17 protein-coding genes are annotated in these 21,804 nt (G+C 76.5%); 8 read left to right on the forward strand and 9 right to left on the reverse strand.

What is annotated here, in order from left to right; genetic code table 11:
- Positions 1-26 precede the first annotated feature (26 nt).
- Together IE106_RS25395 and IE106_RS25400 are read left to right on the forward strand one after the other, a co-directional pair.
- Entirely contained in the window at positions 27-809 is a 783-nt protein-coding gene (locus IE106_RS25395) for an ATP-binding cassette domain-containing protein (RefSeq protein ID WP_189537542.1), read from the forward strand.
- Positions 806-2,005 (forward strand): sugar ABC transporter permease, encoded by a 1,200-nt coding sequence (locus IE106_RS25400; protein ID WP_189537543.1) that lies wholly within the window; start codon positions 806-808, stop codon positions 2,003-2,005. Before IE106_RS25395 ends, IE106_RS25400 begins: the two co-directional genes overlap by 4 nt.
- A gap of 11 nt (positions 2,006-2,016) precedes the next feature.
- On the opposite strand, the gene IE106_RS25405 is transcribed toward IE106_RS25400, so the two are convergent.
- Positions 2,017-2,430 (reverse strand): CoA-binding protein, encoded by a 414-nt coding sequence (locus IE106_RS25405; protein WP_189537544.1) that lies wholly within the window; start codon positions 2,428-2,430, stop codon positions 2,017-2,019.
- Between the two features lie 178 nt (positions 2,431-2,608).
- On the opposite strand from IE106_RS25405, the gene IE106_RS25410 reads away from it, so the two are divergent.
- The 4 genes from IE106_RS25410 (at position 2,609) to IE106_RS25425 (ending at position 8,318) form a co-directional block, all read left to right on the forward strand.
- The gene (locus IE106_RS25410) at positions 2,609-3,037 is read left to right on the forward strand and encodes a DUF3291 domain-containing protein (RefSeq protein WP_189537545.1); all 429 of its coding nucleotides are present in this window, start codon (positions 2,609-2,611) and stop codon (positions 3,035-3,037) included.
- 221 nt (positions 3,038-3,258) lie between these two features.
- Positions 3,259-3,885, forward strand: coding sequence for a YigZ family protein (locus IE106_RS25415; RefSeq protein ID WP_189537546.1), 627 nt, complete (start codon positions 3,259-3,261; stop codon positions 3,883-3,885).
- A 150-nt stretch (positions 3,886-4,035) separates the two neighbouring features.
- Complete coding sequence (locus IE106_RS25420; protein ID WP_189537547.1) at positions 4,036-5,211, forward strand: exonuclease SbcCD subunit D; 1,176 nt, start codon at positions 4,036-4,038, stop codon at positions 5,209-5,211.
- On the forward strand, positions 5,208-8,318 hold the full coding sequence (locus IE106_RS25425) for an AAA family ATPase (protein ID WP_189537548.1): 3,111 nt from the start codon (positions 5,208-5,210) through the stop codon (positions 8,316-8,318). The genes IE106_RS25420 and IE106_RS25425 overlap by 4 nt, the downstream gene beginning before the upstream one ends.
- Here the strand turns inward: IE106_RS25425 and IE106_RS25430 are convergent.
- Positions 8,308-8,754, reverse strand: a complete 447-nt coding sequence (locus tag IE106_RS25430; protein ID WP_189537549.1) for an Lrp/AsnC family transcriptional regulator — start codon at positions 8,752-8,754, stop codon at positions 8,308-8,310. The two genes, IE106_RS25425 and IE106_RS25430, sit on opposite strands and share 11 nt — an antisense overlap.
- 94 nt (positions 8,755-8,848) lie before the next feature.
- Here IE106_RS25430 and IE106_RS25435 point away from each other — a divergent pair, with 94 nt between their 5' ends.
- Positions 8,849-9,361 (forward strand): rhodanese-like domain-containing protein, encoded by a 513-nt coding sequence (locus tag IE106_RS25435; RefSeq protein WP_189537550.1) that lies wholly within the window; start codon positions 8,849-8,851, stop codon positions 9,359-9,361.
- 16 nt (positions 9,362-9,377) lie between these two features.
- On the opposite strand, the gene IE106_RS25440 is transcribed toward IE106_RS25435, so the two are convergent.
- From IE106_RS25440 to IE106_RS25455, 4 genes are all read right to left on the reverse strand, one after another.
- Positions 9,378-11,060: a DUF885 domain-containing protein gene (locus IE106_RS25440; RefSeq protein ID WP_189537551.1), complete on the reverse strand. Its 1,683-nt coding sequence runs from the start codon at positions 11,058-11,060 to the stop codon at positions 9,378-9,380.
- Between the two features lie 370 nt (positions 11,061-11,430).
- The gene (locus IE106_RS25445; protein WP_373295979.1) at positions 11,431-12,921 is read right to left on the reverse strand and encodes a GNAT family N-acetyltransferase; all 1,491 of its coding nucleotides are present in this window, start codon (positions 12,919-12,921) and stop codon (positions 11,431-11,433) included.
- 138 nt (positions 12,922-13,059) lie between these two features.
- Complete coding sequence (locus tag IE106_RS25450; protein WP_189537552.1) at positions 13,060-15,672, reverse strand: DUF7824 domain-containing protein; 2,613 nt, start codon at positions 15,670-15,672, stop codon at positions 13,060-13,062.
- Entirely contained in the window at positions 15,669-17,045 is a 1,377-nt protein-coding gene (locus IE106_RS25455; protein WP_189537553.1) for an SWIM zinc finger family protein, read from the reverse strand. The genes IE106_RS25450 and IE106_RS25455 overlap by 4 nt, the downstream gene beginning before the upstream one ends.
- A gap of 631 nt (positions 17,046-17,676) precedes the next feature.
- On the opposite strand from IE106_RS25455, the gene IE106_RS25460 reads away from it, so the two are divergent.
- The gene (locus tag IE106_RS25460; protein WP_189537554.1) at positions 17,677-18,417 is read left to right on the forward strand and encodes a GntR family transcriptional regulator; all 741 of its coding nucleotides are present in this window, start codon (positions 17,677-17,679) and stop codon (positions 18,415-18,417) included.
- A 20-nt stretch (positions 18,418-18,437) separates the two neighbouring features.
- Here the strand turns inward: IE106_RS25460 and IE106_RS25465 are convergent, their stop codons facing one another.
- The 3 genes from IE106_RS25465 to purB form a co-directional block, all read right to left on the reverse strand.
- A complete protein-coding gene (locus tag IE106_RS25465) occupies positions 18,438-19,595 on the reverse strand; it encodes an ROK family transcriptional regulator (protein ID WP_189537555.1) in 1,158 nt (385 codons plus the stop codon).
- A 195-nt stretch (positions 19,596-19,790) separates the two neighbouring features.
- Positions 19,791-20,354, reverse strand: coding sequence for a G/U mismatch-specific DNA glycosylase (gene mug / locus IE106_RS25470; protein WP_189537556.1), 564 nt, complete (start codon positions 20,352-20,354; stop codon positions 19,791-19,793).
- 1 nt (position 20,355) lies between these two features.
- Positions 20,356-21,789, reverse strand: a complete 1,434-nt coding sequence (gene purB / locus IE106_RS25475; protein ID WP_189537557.1) for an adenylosuccinate lyase — start codon at positions 21,787-21,789, stop codon at positions 20,356-20,358.
- Positions 21,790-21,804: the final 15 nt, after the last annotated feature.

Consider the following 21,804-nt stretch of genomic DNA (forward strand, 5'->3'; position numbering starts at 1 on the left):
TCGGGCGGAGAAGGAGGTGGTCGTCGGTGCCGGTCCCGCCCCTGCTGGCCCTGCGCGGCATCCGCAAGCGCTTCGGTGCCGTCGAGGCGCTGGCCGACGTGGAGTTGGAGATCAGGGCCGGGGAGATCGTCGCCCTGATGGGCGACAACGGCGCCGGGAAGTCCACCCTCGTCAAGGTGATCGCCGGGGTCAGCCCCGCCGACGAGGGGGTCGTCCGGTGGGAGGGCCGCACCGTGCGGGTGAGACGCCCCCACGAGGCCCACGCCCTGGGCATCGCCACGGTCTTCCAGGACCTGGCGCTCTGCGACAACCTCGACGTGGTCGGCAACCTGTTCCTCGGCCGCGAGCTGCGCCGGGCGGGCCTCCTCGACGAGGTCGAGATGGAGCGCCGCACCCGCGACCTGCTGGGTTCGCTCGCCATCCACGTGCCCGACCTGCGGGCCCGGGTGGCGACCCTGTCGGGCGGGCAGCGGCAGACCGTCGCGATCTCCCGCTCGCTCGTCGGGGAACCGCGGCTGCTGCTCCTCGACGAGCCCACCGCGGCCCTCGGCGTCCAGCAGACGAGCCGTTTCCTCGACCTCGTCGAGATGCTCCGCGACCGGGGCGTCGGCGTGCTCCTGATCAGCCAGAACATGGGTGACATCAAGGCCGTCGCGGACCGCGTCGCCGTCCTCCACCTCGGCCGCAACAACGGTTTCTTCGACGTCAGCACCGCCTCGCAGGAGCAGATCATCTCCTCCATCACCGGCGTCACCAGTCCCCCCGGCGCCACCCGCCGCACCGCGCACGCACGGCGGGGGGAGCGGTGAACGGCCTCCGGCGGGCCCTCAGGAGCGGCACCGAGGCGGCCGGCCGGCGGCTGAGAGGCGGCGAGCCGGGCGTCCTGCCCGTCGTCGTCGGCGTCCTCGTGATCTGGTCGGTCTTCCAGATCCTCAACGGCAACTTCCTCGCGCCGCGGAACCTGTCCAACCTCAGCGTGGACATCGTCGGCGCCGGGATGATCGCCGTCGGCGTCGTCTTCGTCCTGCTGATCGGCGAGATCGACCTGTCGGTCGGGTCCGTCAGCGGCCTCGCCGCGGCGCTGTTCGCCGTGCTCAACGTGCAGCACGGCATGGCGGAGTGGCTGGCCGTCGTGATCGCCGTGCTCTCCGGCGCGGCGGTCGGCTCCCTGCACGGCTTCCTCATCGCCCGGGTGGGCGCGCCGGCCTTCGTCGTCACCCTCGCCGGGCTCCTCGGCTGGAACGGCCTGATGCTGTACGTCCTGGGCGCCGGCGGCACGGTCAACCTCGACGAGGACAGCCTCATCGGCAAGCTGACCGGCCACTACTTCCACGAGGTCGCCGCCGCCTACGGCCTGGCGGCGGCCGGCTCGGTCCTGTGCTTCCTCGTGTACTACCGGGACCGGCGCCGGCGCAGGGCGGCCGGCATGTCGCACCGGCCGCTCGCGGAGATCGCGGTGCGCACCGGCGCGGTGGCGCTGGTCGCCTTCTCCGCCGCGCACGTGCTCAACCGGTTCCAGGGCCTGCCGCTCGCCCTGCTCGCCTTCCTCCTCGTCGTCGGCGGCCTCGACCTGGTGCTGCGCCGCACCCGCTACGGGCGGAAGGTGTACGCCCTCGGAGGCGGCGGCGAACCGGCCCGGCGCGCCGGGATCGACGTCGTCCGCGTGCGGGTGTCCGTCTTCATGCTGTCCGGGACCATGGCCGCGGTCGGCGGGCTGTTCCTCGCCTCACGGATCACGTCGGTGAGCCAGACGTCCGGGTCGAGCCTGCTGCTGATGAACGTGATCGCCGCGGCCGTGATCGGCGGCACCAGCCTCTTCGGCGGCCGCGGCACCACCTGGTCCGCCCTGCTGGGCATGCTCGTCATCCAGTCGATCGCCTCGGGGATGTCCCTCCTGGGCATCCAGTCGGCCGTCCAGTTCATGATCACCGGTGGGGTGCTGCTGGCGGCCGTCGTCATCGACACCGTGGCGCGGCGCACCCGCAGGGAGCACGGCCGGGCGTAGGGCCCGGCGGCTCAGCCGAGTCCGAGGGCGGGGATCTCGATGGCGGGGCACCGGTCCATGACCATGTCCAGTCCCGCCGCGCGGGTCCGCGCGTACGCCTCCTCGTCGACGACGCCGAGCTGGAACCAGACCGCCCCGGCGCCCTTCGCCACCGCCTGGTCCGCGATGTCCCCGGCCAGCTCGCTGTGGACGAAGACGTCCACGACGTCCACCGGGAAGGGGACGTCGGCCAGCGTGGCGTACCCCTGCTCGCCGTGCACGGCCTCCGCCTTCGGGTGCACCGGTACGACCCGCTTGCCGAACCGCCGGAGCACGGCCGCCACGCCGTACGCCGCCCGTGACCGGTTCGTGGACAGGCCGACCACGGCCCAGGTGTCGCCGGACTCGGTGAGGATCCTGCGGATGGTCTCCGTATCGCCGTACACGTGCCGTCTCCTGCCTTCCGGGGGCTGTCCCTGTGCGGGCAACCAGGCTACGGCGCCCGGCATTCCGGGGAATCCGCTTTACGCGCGAGATGGATAGTGACACTATCCGGTTATGGGTAGTTCAACTATCCGTTCAGTGCCGCGTCCACCCGCCGCGGCCCGCCGAGAGGAGCCCGCCGTGCCCGCCCTGCCCTGGACCAGGCCCCACCCCGCCCCCGCGCACGCCCCCGCCTTCGTCATGGCCTCGCGCTTCGAGGTGCACTCCCTCAGGGACGTGCCGCGCTTCCTCCTCAAGTCCCTCGCCGCCTGGCGGCAGGTCACCACCGCGCCGGGCGCCTACGGGGCCTCCCTCGACGCCCGGCCGTTCGAGCGGACCTTCTACACCCTCTCCGCCTGGCGGGACCGCGACGCCCTGTACGCCTACGCCCGCGCCGAACCCCACCGCGGGATCATGAAGGACCTCCGGTCGACGATGCGCGCCTCCACGTTCACCTTCTGGGAGACGACCACCGACGACCTGCCGCTCACCTGGGACGAGGCCCGGCGCCGCCTCGCCGAGCAGGCCGCCCGGGACGCCGCGGGGGGAGCCGTGCCGGGACGCGGCTAGGGAGTGTCTTCAAAGTAGCGTCGTTCGCCCGTAGGGCGGGCCGGGCGGCGTCTGGTGCGTGCGATCGCAAGGCGGAGGAGGGAGCCACTGCGGAGCATTGGCGACCGACGACAACGCGGCTGGGGGTCCCCCCTGCTCGAGCGCAGCCGAGAGCTCGGGGGAGGGCGTGCCAGACGCCGCCCGGCAGACGGGACTTTGAAGACACGACCTAGGGTGGCGGGATGCAGGAGCAGTACCTGACGGTGGCCCGCGAGGGCGTGCACGAGACCGAGATCAACCGATCGCGCTTCCTCTGCGCGCTCGCCCCCGCCGCGACCGAGCGGGAGGCCCAGGACTTCGTCGCCCGCGTCCGGCGCGAGCACCCCACCGCCACCCACAACTGCTTCGCGTACGTCATCGGCGCCGACGCCGCCGTCCAGAAGGCCGCCGACGACGGCGAACCGGGCGGCACCGCCGGCGTGCCGATGCTCCAGATGCTGCTGCGCCGCGACGTGCGGTACGTCGCCGCCGTCGTCACCCGCTACTACGGCGGCGTGAAGCTCGGCGCCGGCGGCCTCATCCGCGCCTACGGCGGCGTCGTCGGCGAGGCCCTCGACGCCGTCGGCACCGTCACCCGCCGCCGGTTCCGGCTCGCCACCGTCACCGTCGACCACCAGCGGGCCGGCCGGCTCCAGAACGACCTGCGCGCCGCCGGCCGGTCCGTCCGCGACGTGCGGTACGCCGACGCCGTCCGCATCGAGGTCGGCCTGCCCGACGCCGACGTGGACGCCTTCCGCGGCTGGCTCGCCGACGCCACCGCCGGCACGGCCACGCTGGAGCTCGGCGGCGAGGCGTACGGCGACGGCTGACCGCCCGCCCCCTCCCCGCCCGCCGCACGGCCTCCCGCCGCCACGGCCGCCGTGCCGGCGCGCGGAGGACCCCCCGGCGGATGGCAGACTTGCCTACCGGCCCGGGAGGCGGACGAGCGGTACAGCGACACAGGGGGGCGGGGCGGAGCCGTGAGACTTCTGCACACATCGGACTGGCACCTGGGCCGGTCCTTCCACCGCGTCAGCCTCCTCGACGCCCAGGCCGCCTTCCTCGACCACCTCGTCGCCACCGTCCGCGACCACGGGGTGGACGCGGTCCTCGTCGCCGGCGACGTGTACGACCGGGCCGTACCGCCGCTCACCGCCGTGGAGCTGTTCGACACCGCCCTGCACCGGCTCGCCGAAGCCGGCGTGCCCACGGTGATGATCTCCGGCAACCACGACTCGGCCCGCCGCCTCGGCGTCGGCGCCCGCCTCATCGAACGCGCCGGCATCCACCTGCGCACCGACCCCGACGGCATCGGCACCCCCGTCGTCCTCCCCGACCCGCCCCACGGCGACGTCGCCCTCTACGGGCTGCCCTACCTCGAACCGGCCCTCGTGCGCAAACGCCTCGGCGCGCCCAAGGCCGACCACCGGGCCGTCCTCTCGGCCGCCATGGACCGCGTCCGCGCCGACCTCGCGGACCGCCCGGCCGGCACCCGCTCGGTCGTCCTCGCCCACGCCTTCGTCTCCGGCGGCGAACCCAGCGACAGCGAGCGGGACATCACCGTCGGCGGCGTCGCCTCCGTACCGGCCGGCGTCTTCGACGGCGTCGACTACGTCGCCCTCGGCCACCTGCACGGCTCCCAGGCCCTCACCGACCGCGTCCGCTACTCCGGCTCGCCCCTCGCCTACTCGTTCTCCGAGTGGCGGCACCGCAAGACCATGTGGCTCGTCGACCTCGCCCCCGACGGCGGCGTCACCGCCGAGCGGATCGACTGCCCCGTCCCGCGCCCCCTCGCCCGCATCCGCGGCCGCCTCGACGACCTCCTCGCCGATCCGGCCCTCGACCGCCACGAGGACGCCTGGGTCGAGGCCACCCTCACCGACCCGGTGCGCCCCGCCGAGCCCATGGTCCGGCTCGCCCGGCGCTTCCCCCACGCGCTCGGCCTCGTCTTCGAGCCGGAGCGCGCCGACACCGCCGACGACCTCCTCTCCTACGCCCGCCGCCTGCGCGGGCGCACCGACCAGCAGATCGCGGAGGACTTCGTGACCCACGTCCGCGGGGCCGGGCCCGACGCCCGTGAACGGGCCGTCCTGCACGGCGCCTTCGCCGACGTGCGCGCCGACCTCGCCGTGCGCGAACGCGAGGTGGGCAGGTGAGGCTCCACCGGCTCCGCGTCACCGGCTTCGGCCCCTTCGGCACCGCCCAGGAGATCGACTTCGACGCGCTCTCCGCCGCCGGCCTCTTCCTCCTCCACGGCCCGACCGGCGCCGGCAAGACCTCCGTGCTCGACGCGGTCTGCTTCGCCCTGTACGGATCCGTCCCCGGCGCCCGGCAGGCGCCCGGCGCCCCGCTGCGCAGCGACCACGCACCCGCCGACACCGTCACCGAGGTCGTCCTCGACCTGACCGTCGCCGGCCGCCGCCTGGAGGTCACCCGGCGGCCCGCCCAGCCCCGCCCCAAGAGGCGCGGCCGCGGCTTCACCACCGAGAAGGCCCAGTCCTGGCTGCGCGAGTACGACCCCGCCACCGGCACCTGGAACGGCCTGAGCCGCTCCCACCAGGAGATAGGCGAGGAGGTCGCCCAGCTCGTCGGCATGAGCCGCGACCAGTTCTGCCAGGTGGTCCTGCTGCCGCAGGGCGACTTCTCCCGCTTCCTGCGCTCCGACGCCGAGGCGCGCGGCAGGCTCCTCGGCCGGCTGTTCGGCACCCGCCGCTTCGCCGCCGTCGAGGAGCGCCTCGCCGAGCTGCGCCGCGCCGCCGAACAGCGGGTCCGCGAGGGCGACCAGCGGCTCCTCGCCCTCGCCCACCGCATGGCGCAGGCCGCCGGTGACGCCGCCGGCGACTGGCCCGCGCCCGACGGCGCCCCCGGCGACCCCGGCCTCACCGAAGCCGTCCTGGGCTGGGCCGCCGTCGCCCGCTCCGGCGCCCGCGAGGCCCTCGACACCGCCGGCCTCGCCCTGGCCGCGGCCGAGGCGCGGCAGGCCGCCGCCCGCCGCGCCCTCGACGAGCGGCGCGACCTCGCCGCCCTGCGCGAGCGGTACGAGGACGCCCGCCGCCGCGCCGCCGCCCTGGAGGAGGGCAGGGCCGGGCACGACGCGCGGCGGGCCCGCCTCGACGAGGCCCGCGCGGCCGAACGGGTGGCCGGGCCGCTCGCCCTGCGCGACGAGGCGGAGCGCGGGCACCGCGCCGCGGGCACCGCCCGCGACCGCACCCGGGCCGCCCTGCCCGCCGACCTCGCCGACGCCGGGGCGGAGGCGCTCGCCCGCCTCGCGCAGACCCGCCGCCAGGAGCTCGGCGGCCTCGACTCCGCCCGCCGCGCCGAACAGCGCCTCGCGGAGATCGCCCGCGAGCGCGCCGACCTCGACCGGCAGGCCCGCGCCGACGACCACTCCCTCCAGGACGCCGCCGACTGGCCGGCGGGCTGGGACGCCGCCCGGCGCGCCCTCCTCGACCGGGTCGACGCCGCCCGCGAGGCCGCCACCCGCGCCGAGCACCTCCTCGGGCGGCTCGCCCCGGCCCGCCGCCGGCTGGCCGCCGCCCGCCGCCGCGACGCCCTCGCGCGGGACGCGGCCGCCGCCGAGGTCCGCCTGGCGGCCGCCAGGGAACGGGCCAACACCGCCCACGAGACCTGGCTCGACCTGCGCGAACGCCGACTGCGCGGCATCGCCGCCGAACTCGCCGCGCACCTGGAGGACGGCGCCCCCTGCGCGGTCTGCGGCTCCGCCGAGCACCCGTCGCCCGCACGACCCACCGCCGACCACGTCGACCGTGCCGCGGAGGCCGGCGCGTACGAGGCGCACACGCACGCCGCCGAGGCCCGCACCACCGCCGAACGGGACCTGGCCGTCGTACGGGAGGCCCTCGCCGCCGCCGCGGCGGAGGCCGCCGCGCGGCCGTCACCCGACGCCGGCGAGGACGACGGGGCCGGCACCGGCGAGGACCACGGCGCCGACACCCACGGCCCGGACGGGGACGGCCCCGCGGGCCCGGCCGTCGCCGCGCTGGAGGACCTCGTCGCACGGCTGGAGCGCGAGCACGCCGAGGCACGCGACCTGGCCGCCGACAGCCACCCCGCGCGCGAAGCGCTGGAGCGCGCCGAACGGGAGCACACCCGGCGCGTCGAGGAGCGCCGGCAGGCGGAGGTGCGGGCCGCCGCCCGGGCCTCCCGGCGCGAGACGCTCGACCAGGAGCAGGCGGCCCGCGAGGCCGACCTGGCCCGTGCCCTCGGCGACGGCGGCGGCACCGTCGCCCGCCGGGCGGCCGCCCTGGAACGCGAGGCGGCCGCCCTCGACGCCGCCGCCGACGCGGTCCGGGACGCCGAGGCCGCCGCGCGGCGGCTCAAGGAGGCCGACGACCGGCTCGCGGACGCCGCGTACCGGGCCGGGTTCGCCACGCCGGCCGCCGCCGCGGCCGCCCTCCTCGACGACGCCGCCCGCCGCGACCTCCAGCGCCGGGTCGACGCCTGGCAGGCGGAGGCCGCCGTGGTCGCCGACCGGCTCGCCGAGCCCGCCGCCCGCGCCGCCGCCGAGGGGCCGCCCGCCGACGTCGCGGCCGCGGTCGCCGCCCACGACGCCGCCGAGCGCGCCGCCCGCGCCGCCGCCACGACGCTCGCCGCCCACCGCGACCGGTGCGCCGAACTCGACCGCCTCTCCGCGCGCGCGGCGGACGAGGTCCGCACGCTGGGCCCGCTGCGCGCCGAGTACGACCGGGTGGCCCGGCTCGCCACGCTCACCGCGGGGACCTCCGCCGAGAACGAGCGGCGGATGCGCCTGGAGTCGTACGTCCTGGCCGCCCGGCTCGAACAGGTCGCCGCCGCGGCCACCGCCCGGCTGCAGCGCATGTCGTCCGGCCGCTACACCCTCGTCCACTCCGACGCCCGCAGCGGCGGCAAGCGCGCCGGTCTCGGCCTGCACGTCGTCGACGCGTGGACCGGCGGCGAACGCGACACGGCGACGCTCTCGGGCGGCGAGACGTTCTTCGCCTCCCTCGCCCTGGCGCTGGGCCTCGCGGACGTCGTCACCGACGAGGCGGGCGGCGTCCGCCTGGACACGCTCTTCATCGACGAGGGGTTCGGCAGCCTCGACGAGCAGACGCTCGACGAGGTGCTGGACGTCCTCGACTCGCTGCGCGAACGGGACCGCAGCGTCGGCATCGTCAGCCACGTCCCCGACCTGCGCCGCCGCATCCCGACGCAGCTGGAGGTCGTCAAGGGGCGCGACGGCTCCCGGGTGCGGCTCAGGGCGGGCGAGGGGATCAGCGGCTGACCGGGCGGCGCGGCAGCGGCGACGAGTACACGACGCTCGTCGTCACCGACCCCAGCGCGCCGATCCTCCCCGACACCTCCTCCAGGTGCCGCATCGACCGGGCGGCGACCTTCAGGACGAAGCAGTCGTCCCCGGTGACGTGGTGCGCCTCCAGGACCTCCGGCGTCACCTCCAGCAGGTCGTGGAACGGCTTGTAGTTGCCGTGGGGGTAGCGCAGCCGGACGAAGGCGAGGATCGAAAGGCCCAGGGCCTCCTGGTCGACGACCGCCGTGTACCCGGTGATCACACCCGCCTCCTCCAGCCGGCGCACCCGCTCGGTCACCGCGCTCGCCGACATCGACACCGCGCGGGCCAGCTCGGCGAAGCTCGCCCGGCCGTCGGCCTGCAGGGCCTGGAGGATGCGCCAGTCGGTGGCGTCCGGTGAGAATCCCGTCATGGACGACGAATAGCAGGGGATTCCCCGGCGGGACAAGGCAGCGGCCGGGGATCGTCACTTCACCGTGAAGATCACCGACCGTAGATTCTCCGACATGGACACCGACACCGAGAACACCCCGGGCACGACGACGCCCGCCCGCACCGCCAACCCCGTGCTGCGCGTGCCGCCCGCCGCGCCCGCGGCGGCCGCCGCCCACTTCGCCGCGAGCCTGGCGTTCCACACCGACGCCTCCGACGTCGCCGCGGCCCTCGCCGCCGGCGGCGACCCCGGGTTCGTCGTCCTCGACTCCCGTTCCGCCGAGGCGTGGGACCAGGGGCACGTCCCCGGCGCCGTCCACCTGCCGACCGCGCTCGTCCCCGAGCAGGCCGAGCGGCTGCTCGACAAGGCCGTCCCGGTCGTCACCTACTGCTGGGGCCCCGGCTGCAACGGCGCGACCCGCGCCGCCCTCGCCCTCGCCGAACTCGGCTACCGGGTCAAGGAGATGCTCGGCGGCTTCGAGTACTGGGCCCGCGAGGGCTTCCCGTACGAGACGCGGGAGGGCCGGCGCCACCGGGACGCCGACCCCCTCACCGCGCCCGTCGGCGCCGACGACTGCGGCTGCTGAACCGGGCGGACGGGCCTCAGAGCCGGGACAGCTCGTCGACGAGGTCGTCCAGGCCGAGCGGCCCCTGCGAGAGCGCCGCCATGTGCCACTTCTTCGCGTCGAACGCGGCCCCGTGCGCCTTGCGGGCGTTCTCCCGGCCCAGCAGCCAGGCCCGCTCGCCCAGCTTGTACCCGATGGCCTGCGCCGGCATCGACAGGTAGCGGACCATCTCGCTCTCGACGTACGCGGGCGGACGGCTGCTGTGCTGCTGGAAGAACTCCTGCGCCAGCTCCGGCGTCCACCGCTCGCCCGGCCGGAACGGCGAGTGCGCCGGGATCCCGAGGCCGAGGTGCATGCCGATGTCCACGATCACCCGGCACGCCCGCATCATCTGCGCGTCCAGGTACCCCAGCCGCCGCTCCGCGTCCGGCAGGAAGCCCAGCTCGTCCATGAGCCGCTCCGCGTACAGCGCCCAGCCCTCCGCGTTGGCGCTCACCATGCCGACGGTCGCCTGGTAGCGGGAGAGGCGGTCCGCGACGTGCGCCCACTGCGCCAGCTGGAGGTGGTGGCCCGGCACGCCCTCGTGGTACCAGGTCGACACGAGGTCGTACACCGGGAAGCGGGTCTCGTCGCCGACCGGCAGCCAGGTCCGGCCGGGGCGGGAGAAGTCCTCGGACGGGCCCGTGTAGTACGGGGCGGCGGCGCTGCCGGGGGGCGCGATGCGCGACTCCACGCGCCGTACCCGCTCGGCGAGTTCGAAGTGCGTCCCGTCGAGGGCGTCGATCGCCTCGTCCATCAGCTCCTGCAGCCAGACGCGGGTCTCCTCGACGCCCTCGATGTGCGTCCCGTGCTCGTCGAGGTGGGCCAGCGCCTCCCAGGGGCCGGCGCCGGGCAGGATCCGGTCGGCCTCCTTCTTCATCTCGCCGAGGATCCGGTGGTACTCGTCCCAGCCGTACGCGTACGCCTCGTCCAGGTCGAAGTCGGTGCCGTTGTGGTAGCGCGACCAGCGGGCGTACCGCTCGCGGCCCACCGTGTCGGGGGCGCCCTCGACGGCCGGCGCGTACACGTCGCGCATCCAGTCGCGCAGGTCCGCGACGGCCGCGGTCGCGCCGCGCGCCGCCGCGTCCAGCTCCGCGCGCAGCGCGGAGGGCCCGGCCGAGGCGAACTCCCCGAACCAGCCGCCCCTGCCCCCCGCCCACTCGGTGAGCTGGCCGACGAACGTCGCCGTCGCGCGCGGACCGCCCGGCAGCCCCCGGCCGAGGCCCAGCGCCAGCGACTCGCGGTATCCGTCGAGCGCGGCCGGCACGGCCCGCAGCCGCTCGGCGACGGCCGCCCAGTCCTCCTCCGTCTCCGTGGGCGTCACGGTGAACGCCATGCGCACGCTGTGCGCGGGGGACCGGAGGTTGCTGACGGTGCGCAGGCCCTCCTGGGCCTCGTGGACGGCCAGTTCGGCGGTGAGCCGCTCCCGCAGGAGGCGCCCGCAGCGGCGCTCGGCGTCGCTTTCGGCGCCCGGCGCCCGCTCGGCCTCGTCGAGCCGGGCGAGCGTGTCGCGGGCCAGGCCGGCGATCTCCTCCTGGCCGGCGGGGGAGAAGTCGGGCAGGAGCGCGTAGCTCTCCCGCACGCCCAGGTACGTGCCGGTGACCGGGTCGAGTTCGACGAGGGCGTCCACGAAGGCGTCCGCGACCTGGCGGGGAAGAGCGCTGCTGGGGGTATCTGGCATGGCCCCATCCTCGTACGCGGCCGACGTCCGCGTCACCTCATCCGATCTCAGTCGGCTGACAAATGAGCGCGCCGTGGTCACCCCCGCCGATCCGCGGGGCGCGGTGGTGGCGCGGGGGGTCCGCGCGGTGCCGGCGCCGGGGCGGGACGGGGTGTCACCGCCATGTGCGCCGGGCAGTTGTCGCGACCTGTGGCGGAGCGTCCGGCCGGCCGTACGCCCCGGGGGCCGGGGCGTGCGGGACCGGCCGCGCGAGGCGCGGGGCGCGCCTCGCGCGGGCGCGCGGCGGGCCGCGGCGCACCCGGGTGCGCCGCGGCCCGGACCCCGTGGAATTTGGCCGGATCCTGTTGCCGGCGGGCCGCCGGGAAGGGGGCTACGGGCGGTGAGGGGTGCCCTGACCGGCGCGGCCGGTGTCCGCGGCCCGGTCGGTGCGCGGGGTGGACCGGCCATGCCTTTCGGCCGACTTGCGCCGTTCGGCACGCAGGGCGTCGAGCCGCGCGGTGATCACCAGCGTGCCCTCCTCGATCTGGTAGTCGAGGGGCAGCCGCAGGGCGCGCATGGCGGCGACCATGCCCGTGTTGGACGCCTGCGTCACGGCGTAGACGCTGTCGCAGCCGGCGTCCACGGCGAGGCCGATCAGGCGGCGCAGCAGCTCGGTGCCGATGCCGCGGCGCTGCCAGGCGTCCTCGACGAGGAGGGCCACCTCGGTCTCGTCGCCGTCCCACAGGAGGTGCCCGAGGGCGACCAGCCGCCCCGAGGCGGTCTCGACCGCGAGGGTCCGGCCGAAGCGGGGGCTGAGCAGGTGGTTCAGGTAGCGGTCGGCGTCGGCGACGGGGCCGTGGTACCGCAGTCCGAGGGTGTGGTCGGAGCAGCGGTCGTGCATGGCCCGCGCGGCCTTCGCGTCGTCCTGGTCGGCGCGGCGGACGGTGATCTCGTCGCCCTCGGGCAGCACGTGGACGTCCTGGCTGCGCGGCACCCTCGGCCCGAGGCGCGCGTCCAGCTCGACCAGGGCGCGGGCCCGGGCGAACTCGCTGGGCGTGAACGGCAGGTACGGGCGCTCGACCGTGAGCACCCCGCCGTACGGGTCGCGCAGCAGCATCACCGTGTCGTCCTGCTCCAGGGCGCCCTCCACCGGGGCGGCGCGGTCGCTGCGGCGGCCGGTCGGGGAGACGGCGGGGACGGAGCGGATGGTGCAGCGGCCCAGCAGCTGCCGCAGCGCCAGGGGCAGTTCGGCGGCGTCGAGGGCGGTGCGGGTGGCCATGCCGAGGACCCGCGTGGGGGTGTCGACCAGGTCGTGGGCGTCGGCCCGCTCGATCCACGTGTGCGCGCCGCCCGCCGCGGCGACCTGCCGGGTCAGCGCGGCCGCCTGGAGCGGCGCGGGGGCGCGCAGCAGGAACTCGTCGACGGTCCCGTCGGCCAGCGGGTGGGTCTGCAGGGTCAGGATGTCCACCCGCAGCTCCGCGAGCGCCCCGCACAGGGCGGCCAGGCTGCCCGGCTCGTCGCGCACGGTGGTCCGCATCCGCCACAGCGCGGTCCCGGCCCGGGCGTCCGCCACGCCGTCGCCCCGCCCGGCGGCCGGCGCGCGACCCGGGGCGCCCGGTGTCCCGGGGGGAGCCGGGGGCGGTGGGGCATGGCTGTGGCGGCGCGCCCACCAGGTGTGGAAGGCGGCGGTGGCCACCAGGACCACCGCCGAGACGACGAGCAGGTACGGGCCGTCCGGACCGTGCGCGATGGCGTTCGCGATCGCGTCCGCGACCGCCACGGCGGTGAACAGGGCCGCGAGCTCGACCAGGTCCCGCCGCCAGTGGTGCTGACGGCGGGTACGCTTCGCGGAAGTGGCGGACGCTTCGGTCATCTGGGTCATGACAGCACCCTGCCGCAGCGGTGTTGCGCGATCACGAACGATGTGTGACTGACTGGTTAAGCGTGCACTTGGGTGCTTAAAGGTTGATTTTTGCAGTTCGTGGCGCCGGACGGTCCGCCCCGTGGACGACGCGCCCCCTCACGGCCGCCGCAGCGCGCCGGCGAGCCGCCGGGCCTGGGCCGCCAGTTGGGAGGAGCCCCGCCGCGCCGCGAGTTCCGCCAGCCCCGGCGGCACCGTCCCGGTCGGGCGGGCGGCGGCCCCGCACCGCTCGGCGCAGTCCGCGGCCACCGCGAGCATCCCGCCCAGCCCGTGCGGCGGCTCCCCTCCGGCGAGCAGCCCCGGCAGCGCACCCGCGAGCACCGCCCACACCGTGGCGTACGCGCCCGTCGCCGCCGTCGTGCCCAGCGCGTCGGTCAGCCGGTTCACCTTGACCGTGCCCAGTTCCACCAGCGCCGCCAGCTCGCCGCCGAGCCGCTCGGCGTCCAGCTCCCCGCGCGAGGCCAGCACCAGCAGCGCGTCGACGGCCGCCAACCGGTCCTCCGCGTGCCGCGCGCCGAGCCCGCACGCCACCGCCAGGTGGAGCGCGGTCCCCGCCGCGCCGCCCGCCTCGACGAGCGCGGGCAGGACCAGCCCGCCGCCCTGCTCGTCGGCGTCGGCGCACGGGGTCACCAGCGGCAGCAGCCACGCCGCGAGCGCCTCCCGGTCCTCGGGCAGCACGGCGATGTGGGTTCCCCCCACCGAACCCTGGCAGTGGCACCTCTCGCCCGTCCCCGTCCAGGGCAGGCCCAGCGCCCGGAACGCCGGGGGGAACTTCCGCCGGAGCTCCGGCTGTTCCGGCGTCCCCACCACGATCCGCCGCAGCGGCGGCCGTCCCCCCTCCCAGACCGGCCGGGGCACCTCGACCACCGCGCGCGTGCCCGGCCCGAACGTCGCGTCCCGTGCCAGCCAGGCCGCCAGCCGCCCGCCCTCCGGCGTGCCGAGCGCGGCGGCCGTCTCCGCGGCCTCCCGCACTCCGGGACCCGTCCTGACCACCCGGAGCAGCGCCTGCGCGACGTCGTACTCACCGGGCCGTACGCCGAGCCGCCGGTAGGCCGCGAGCCGTTCGACCAGCTCCGCCGGATCCAGCGCGCCCGACTTCCACGTCGGTGTCGCGAGCAGGAACGGCAGGGGCTCCGTCAGCGCCCGGAGCGCCGCCTCCTGAGCCCGCGCCGACGCCACGCGCGCGAGCCGCTGGTGCACGCAGGGCGCGTCCCCCGGGCCGCGCAGCGCCCGGCGCAGTTCGTCGCGCCCGACCCGGCCCACCACCGCGGCCACGAACAGCTGCACCGCGTGCAGGTACCCCGGCTCCGCCCGGCCGTGGTCGTACCACCACAGGCCGGGCAGCAGCGGCAGCAGCGCCTCCCGCAGTGCCGCCGGGTCCTGGTGGACGCCGCGCGTCAGCCCGTCCAGCGCCCGCTCCACGTCCTCCACGTCCGGGTCGGTGGACCGGAGCAGCGCGGCGACCTCCTCCACCAGCTCCGGCAGCGTCCGCGCGGCCGGAGCCAGCCGCTCCCGCTCCGGCGGGGGCGGCAGCAGCTCCTGGTACGGGCCCGGCGTGCCTTCCGGCTCCGGCAGCGCGCCGAACAGCCCGGCGGCCACCGTCCGGTGCGCGGGGCTCAGCAGCTCGGCGGCCGTTTCCGCCAGCCGGCGCCGCACCTCCGGGTCCACCGCGCCGAGGTGCCGCCCCACCAGCTTCAACGCCCGCTCCTGGAAGGCCGTGTCCGGGTGCCCGAACACCTCGGCCACCACCGGCAGCAGCTCCCCGGCCGCCGCCGCGTCACGCCGCAGCACCTTGTCGACCAGCACCAGCTGCGCCCGGACGAGCTTCTTCTCCGTACGGAACAGCACCGAAGCGGACACCTCCGCCACCTGCCGCGCCGAGACCTCCCCCCGCGCGGCCAGCCGGCCGAGCACGTCCTGGGCGTGGCCGGCCACCGTCGACGGGGCGTCCGCCGCGAGGCCCGCCCAGTCGGCCGCATGCGCGCGCTCCTCCTCCGGGGTCAGCTCCAAATCCCGCAGCAGGCCGAGGAAGAACCGCAGGTCGGACTGTCTGCCGCCGCGCAGCAGCCGGGCCACGCACCCGTCGACCAGGACCCGCCGCTCCACCACGCCCGCGTGGGGGAGGGCCAGCAGGGCCTTCGCCCAGACCTCCGTCCAGGCCAGCCCCTGGGCGAGCTCGGCCGTCTCGAAGAGGCGGGGCACCAGCACCGGCGTCTGCGGGTCGGCCGGCAGGTCCGCCGGCACGTCCCGGCGCGACAGGGCGTCGACCCAGCCGTACACGTAGCCGTCCGTCACCGGCACCGGGCAGCCGGCGCGCCGCACCAGCTCCCGGATCAGCGGGTAGTCCTCCCGCGCCGTCGCGGCGCGGCCCGCGAGCCGGTGCGCCACGTCGCCCAGCCACGCCGCGTCGCGGTCGCGGAGCACGTCCAGCAGCAGCGGGTGCGGTGGGGTCTGCCAGTCCCGCAGGTCGCGGGCACCGATCCAGGCGGCCGCCGCGGCCGCGCCCCCGTGGCAGCCGGCCCCCGCGAGGAGCAGCGCCTGGTGCACCCGGCGCCGCCTGTCCCACTGGTCCCAGCCCCAGCCGCGGGCCTCCGCGCGGAGCGCCTTCAGCTCCCCGAGCGCGGCCCTGCGCCCCGCCGCGTCCAGTGCCTGCAGCAGGTCCGGCACGTCCTCCGCGCGGCCCTGCCGCACCGCGTCCAGCAGTTCCCTCACCGCGCACCTCCGGCGACCGTCGTCCCGCGCCGCACCATCCGCACGGCCAGCGCGTGCCTGCAGGGGCCGCGCCCGCCCCGGTGGTCCGCCCACCAGCGGCACGTGCAGCTGAGCACCCCGTCCGACTCGCGCACCTGGTGGCGGCGCTCACCCGACACGACCGTCGCCAGGGCGCCCGACACCTCCACCGCGCCCGAGGAGGCCAGCTCCCGCGCCGCGACCAGCCGCGGATTGTGCCGCTCGACGCGGTCCGCGTCGTACGGCAGCTCCCGGTGGAAGTACGCGGCCTCCGCCACGTCGTACCCCACGCGGCCCGCCGTGCCGAGCCGGGTCAGCGCCGCCCGCACCCGCTCCACCGGCAGGCCCGCCCGCACGGACAGGTCCCACGGGTCGATGCGCGGCTCCCAGGCCAGGAGCACCGACACCAGCTCCGCGTCGGCCGCGGAGTCCTCCGCGGCCAGCGCCTCCAGCACGCCCCCCTCGCCGGAGAACCCCCGCGCGGGGTCGGGCGACAGCGTCAGCGTCAGCCGCATGCCCGGCAGCCCCACCTCCCAGGCGCTCGCCGCGCCGCCCGCCCCGCCCGCCGCCGGGCCGTACACGCGCAGCGCCGTCGCGTGCCGCAGCACCCGCTGCAGCGCCGACAGCCGGTCCGGGCCCGCCAGGCACACCGCGCCCGGCACCGGCCGCGTCGTCGGCCGCAGCGTCCGCCCCGCCGGTACGACCCACATCGGCCCCCGCGCGGAGGCTCCCCCGGCGCGCGGCAGCGTCCGCAGGAACCGCACCGCCTCGGCGGCCGGCAGCTCGGCCCGCAGGTCGAACCCGGCGCACGCGACCTGGGCCTCGGCGAAGCCGCGCAGCCAGCGGTCGGGCAGCGGCACCTTCTTCTCCACCACCGAGCCGCCCAGCGTGGTCACCGCCAGCTCCTCCGGACCGACCCGCAGGTGGAGCGGATCGTCACCGGTCAGCCGGGAAAGCGCCTCCCGCAGCGGGTTGTTCACGTCCACGTTCGTCGTGCCGTGCCCCGTGTCCGCGCCGTCCAGGCCCTCGCGCAGCACGTCCAGGCGCGCGTACACGCCGTTGCACCCCGAGAAGGACTCGAACCGCAGCCGGTCGCCGTTCCCCGTCACCACCGGGTCCAGCGAACCCGGTCGCGTCCGCTGGTGGTAGCGGGCCGCGGCGACGTCGGCCACGGCGAGCAGACCCCGCGCCGCCGTCTGCGGGGAGGCCAGGAAGCCGGAGAAGAAACGGGGGTGCGCCTCGGCACCGGCCGGCGTCAGACCACCGGAGGTCTCCAGGCCGAGCGACCGCCCGGACCGCGAGGACCCCAGGGTGGACGGGCGTGCGTAGGCGAGTGCCTGTACGGATCGCGTCATGTCCCGACCGTAGGACCGACCACTGACAATCCGGCCGAAGCCGAAGCCGAAGCCGAAGCCGAAGCCGAAGCGCCCAGGCCCCCGGCGCCGCGCACGGGCCGCCCGGCGCCGGCACGACCGTCGGCGGGTCGTACGCCGGGCCGTCCGGCAGCGCCGCCGACTTCCCGCAGCCGAGCCGGGCAGGTCCACGGTGATCACGCCCCGCTCGTACGCCGGGAGGGCCGCCACCGGCTCCCCCGCCTGCCGGTGGCGGCCGATGCCGTGCCGCAGCGGGAACGGTCCGCCCGCGCCCTCGCGCCCCCGCGCCCCCGCGCCCGTACCGCACGGACGGCCCGCGCGGCCCCCGCGGGACCCCACCGTGAACGAGGCCTCCGCGGCCGTGCCGACGCTCCCGCCTCCCGCCCGAGCCCGCCCGACGCCGCCGGGACGGCGTGTCCGCGGCGACTGCCCCTCAACAGCCGGGAGTTCAGGAGCCCCTCGGCCGCGCACCGCCGCCGCGCCGCCCACTCTGGCGACGATTGGTCTTGACCAAGGGAGTGGGTCGTCCTATGGTCACAGGGATAGTGCAGGGACCTTTAATAAACAAGGGCACGGAAAGTCGTCCGGGACACGGCGATCGCGGAGGATCAGGGTGGGGACCACGCAGCTGGAATCGGTGCCGGAGCCGAAGTACTGGCACCTGAAGACCGTGATCGGCGAGGCACTCGACTCCGAGTTCCAAGTCGGGGAGGTCCTGCCGAACGAGCGGGAGCTCGCCGCGCGCTTCGGCGTCGCCCGGGCCACGCTCCGCCAGGCGCTCGAACAGCTGGAGCTGGAGGGCCGCCTCCAGCGCCGCCGCGGCGTCGGCACGACCGTCGCCCCGCCCCGCGTCGGCGTGGACGTCTCCACCGCCCGGCACCGCTGGCCCGGCGTCGGCGAGGACAGCTGGCAGGCCGTCGACTGCGCCACCGCGCCGCCGCCCGCCGCCGTGCTCCGCCTCCTGGAGGACGTCGCCGACCGCCCCGTGTACGCGGTGCGCCGGCTGCGCTCCACGCAGGACCAGGCCCTCGCCGCCGAGCAGCTGTACGTCCCCGCCGCCTCCGTCCCCGGCCTCGTCACGTCCGAGTCCCTGACCGGCCCCGCCCTCGCGCGCGGGGTCCTGCGCGAGCTGGAGCGGCTGCCCCTGGAGGGCCAGGACCGCGCCGTCGAGCTCGGCTCGGCCCGCGCGGACGACGCCCGGGAACTCGACCGCCTGCCCGGCGCCCCGGTGCTCGTCGTCACGACCCGCTACCTGTCCGGCGGCCGTACGGCGGCGGTGTCCGTCGCCACTTACCGGGCCGACGCGTGCCGCCTGACCTTCGGCGACGTGGGCGACCTCCGGATCGCCTCCTGACCCGCCGCGCGGCGCCCCGCTCAGCGCCGCGCGGTGACCGTGCCCTCCACGGCGAACAGCTGCTCCTCGACGTGGTCCAGGGCCAGCCGCAGCGCACCCGTCGCCACGGCCGCCTCGCCCAGCAGTGACAGCTTCACGCGCGGCGGCCGCAGGCAGAACCGCGCCAACTCCTCGCGCAGCGGCGGCAGGATGCCGTCCAGGCCGGCCGCCCACCCGCCGACGACCACCACCTCCGGGTCGAGCGCCAGCACCAGCGCCCCCACGTCGTGCACCAGCCGCTGGGTGAACCGGCCCACGGCCGCCAGCGCCCGCTCGTCGCCGTGCCGCGCCCGCGCGAACACCTCCGCCACCGCCTGCTCGTCCAGCGGGTGCAGCGGCTCGTCCGTCGTCGACAGCAGGGTCTCCGGCGCCTCCCCGCGCCCCAGCAGGTGCAGCGCGCCGATCTCCCCGGCGGCCCCGCCGAACCCCCGGTGCAGCCGCCCGCCGATCAGCGAACCGGCGCCCGGGCTCAGTCCGGCCAGGACGAACACGATGTCGTCCGAGTCGATCGCGGCGCCCTTCCAGTGCTCGGCGACCGCCGCCGCGTTGGCGTCGTTCTCCACCAGCACCGGGCAGTGGAACGACCGCCGCAGCCGCTCGCCCAGCGCCAGCCCGGTCCACCCCGGCAGCGCCGTGCCCAGCCGCACCGTCCCGTCCGCCTCGACGATGCCCGGCGTGCCCACGCCGACCGCCCGCAGCGTGCCGCGCGCCACGCCGGTGCGGCGCAGCACGTCCGCGACCGCCGCCCGCACCCGCTCCAGCCGCTCGTCGGCCGACGCGTCCTCGGCGACCTCCCGGGTGCCCGCGCCGATGATGCGCCCGTCGAGTCCCGACAGGAGCGCCGCCACCCGGTGCGGGCCGATCTCGATGCCCAGCAGGTGCCCGGCCTCGGCCCGGAACCGGAACCGCCGCGCCGGCCGCCCCTGGCGCCGCACCTCGCGCTCCTCGGGACCGGCCTCGACCACGAGCCCCGCCTCGATGAGCCCCTCCGTCACGCCCTCGACCGTGGGGCGGGAGAGGCCGGTGAGTCGCGTGAGGTCGGTGAGCGTACGGGCCTCACCGCCGCGCAACGCATGGAGTACCACCGCGGAGTTGATCCGCCGCAGCAGAGACGGGTCCCCGCCGGTCAGCCGCCCCACCGTGTGTCCTCCCAGCTCGAGCCGCGTGTCTGCCGGATGGTACTCAATGCCGGGACGGGCGGCGAGCGCGGGCCGCCCGGACCGCCGGCCGCCGGGGCCCCGGCCCGTGCCCGGCGCTCCCGTACCGGCCGTCCGCCCGCCGCGGGCGGACCGCCCGGCGCCCCGCGGAGGCGCCGCGCCGGCCGCCCGCCGCGGTCACCGGGGCGGCTCCGCCGCGGCCGCGACGCGCAGCCGGGCGTACTCCTCCGCCATCGTCTGCAGCGTCCAGTGCGCGTTCAGTCCGCTGGGGTTGGGCAGGACCCAGACCCGGGTGTCGCCGATCGTCCGCTCCTGCGGCCCCACCACGGCCTTCCTGTCGTCGAAGGCCACGCGGTACGCGGTCACGCCGACGACCGCGAGCCGGCGCGGCCGCAGCCGCTCCACCTTGGCGGTGAGCAGCCTGCCGCCCTCCCGGAACTCGTCGTCGGTCAGCTCGTCCGCGCGGGCCGTCGCCCGCGCCACGACGTTGGTGATGCCCAGCCCGTACGACAGCAGCTCGTGCTGCTCGGACGGCGCCAGCCGGCGCGGGGTGAAGCCGGACAGGTGGAGCACGGGCCAGAAGCGGTTGCCGGGCCGGGCGAAGTGGTGGCCCGTCGCGGCCGACATGAGGCCCGGGTTGATGCCGCAGAAGAGCACGGACAGGCCGTCCGCGATCACGTCGGGGACGACGCGGTCGCGAGCGGCCTGGAGCTCCTCGGCGGTGAACCGGCGGGAGGCCATGTCAGAGGATGGCGCCCGGCGCGTAGGCGGCGGCCTCCGGGTGCCGCTCGGCGATCTCCCCGATCCGCGCGACCACGGCGCCCACCTGGTCGGCGGCCGCACCCGTGAAGGACAGCTTGTCGGCCATCAGCGCGTCCAGCTCCGCGCGGTCCAGCGGGATCCGCTCGTCCGCCGCGAGCTTGTCCAGCAGCTCGTTGCGCTCGGCGCCCCGCTCGCGCATGGCCAGCGCGGACGCGACGGCGTTCTCCTTGATGGCCTCGTGGGCCACCTCGCGGCCCACGCCGGCCCGCACGGACGCCATCAGCACCTTGGTGGTCGCGAGGAACGGCAGGTACCGGTCCAGCTCCCGCGCGACGACCGCGGGGAACGCGCCGAACTCGTCCAGCACGGTGAGGAACGTCTCCAGCAGCCCGTCGAACGCGAAGAACGCGTCCGGCAGCGCGACCCGGCGCACCACCGAGCAGGACACGTCGCCCTCGTTCCACTGGTCGCCGGCCAGCTCGCCGACCATCGACGCGTAGCCGCGCAGGATCACCATCAGGCCGTTGACGCGCTCGCAGGAGCGGGTGTTCATCTTGTGCGGCATCGCGGACGAGCCGACCTGACCCGGCTTGAAGCCCTCGGTGACCAGCTCGTGGCCCGCCATCAGGCGGATCGTCTTCGCCAGCGAGGACGGGGCGCCGGCCAGCTGCACCAGCGTCGTCACGACCTCGTAGTCGAGGGACCGCGGGTAGACCTGGCCGACGGACGTGAACGCGTGCGCGAAGCCGAGGTGCGCGGCGATCCGCTGCTCCAGCTCGGCCAGCTTCGACGCGTCGCCGCCCAGCAGGTCCAGCATGTCCTGCGCCGTGCCGACCGGGCCCTTGACGCCGCGCAGCGGGTAGCGGCCCAGCAGCTCCTCCAGCCGCGCGTACGCGACGAGCAGCTCGTCCGCGGCGGTCGCGAAGCGCTTGCCGAGCGTCGTGGCCTGCGCGGCCACGTTGTGCGACCGGCCGGCCATGACCAGCTCGCCGTACTCGGCGGACAGCTTCCCGAGCCGCGCCAGCACCGCGACGGTGCGGTCCCGCATCAGCTCCAGGGACAGCCGGATCTGCAGCTGCTCGACGTTCTCCGTCAGGTCGCGCGAGGTCATGCCCTTGTGGACCTGCTCGTGTCCGGCGAGGGCGTTGAACTCCTCGATCCGGGCCTTCACGTCGTGCCGCGTGACCTTCTCGCGCTCGGCGATCGACACCAGGTCGACCTGGTCGAGGACCCGCTCGTAGTCGGCGAGGGCGGCGTCCGGAACCTCGATCCCGAGGTCCTTCTGGGCGCGCAGCACGGCGAGCCACAGGCGGCGCTCCAGCTTCACCTTCTGCTCGGGGGACCAGAGGAGGGCGAGCTCGGCGGAGGCGTAGCGGCCGGCGAGGACATTGGGGATGCGAGGCTTTGCAGTCACGTGTACGGATTCTAC

Origin of the sequence: Streptomyces roseolilacinus (genome assembly GCF_014649335.1) — a bacterium.
In the GTDB taxonomy this organism is placed as follows: Bacteria; Actinomycetota; Actinomycetes; order Streptomycetales; family Streptomycetaceae; genus Streptomyces; species Streptomyces roseolilacinus.

What these genes read in the sequence shown, in the direction of transcription:
- IE106_RS25445 (WP_373295979.1), bottom strand. Translation starts at nt 12,921, where the DNA reads ATGACCCAGATGACCGAAGCGTCCGCCACTTCCGCGAAGCGTACCCGC.
- IE106_RS25430 (WP_189537549.1), bottom strand. Translation starts at nt 8,754, where the DNA reads ATGACGGGATTCTCACCGGACGCCACCGACTGGCGCATCCTCCAGGCC.
- IE106_RS25415 (WP_189537546.1), top strand. Translation starts at nt 3,259, where the DNA reads ATGCAGGAGCAGTACCTGACGGTGGCCCGCGAGGGCGTGCACGAGACC.
- IE106_RS25440 (WP_189537551.1), bottom strand. Translation starts at nt 11,060, where the DNA reads ATGCCAGATACCCCCAGCAGCGCTCTTCCCCGCCAGGTCGCGGACGCC.
- IE106_RS25455 (WP_189537553.1), bottom strand. Translation starts at nt 17,045, where the DNA reads ATGACGCGATCCGTACAGGCACTCGCCTACGCACGCCCGTCCACCCTG.
- mug (WP_189537556.1), bottom strand. Translation starts at nt 20,354, where the DNA reads ATGGCCTCCCGCCGGTTCACCGCCGAGGAGCTCCAGGCCGCTCGCGAC.
- IE106_RS25435 (WP_189537550.1), top strand. Translation starts at nt 8,849, where the DNA reads ATGGACACCGACACCGAGAACACCCCGGGCACGACGACGCCCGCCCGC.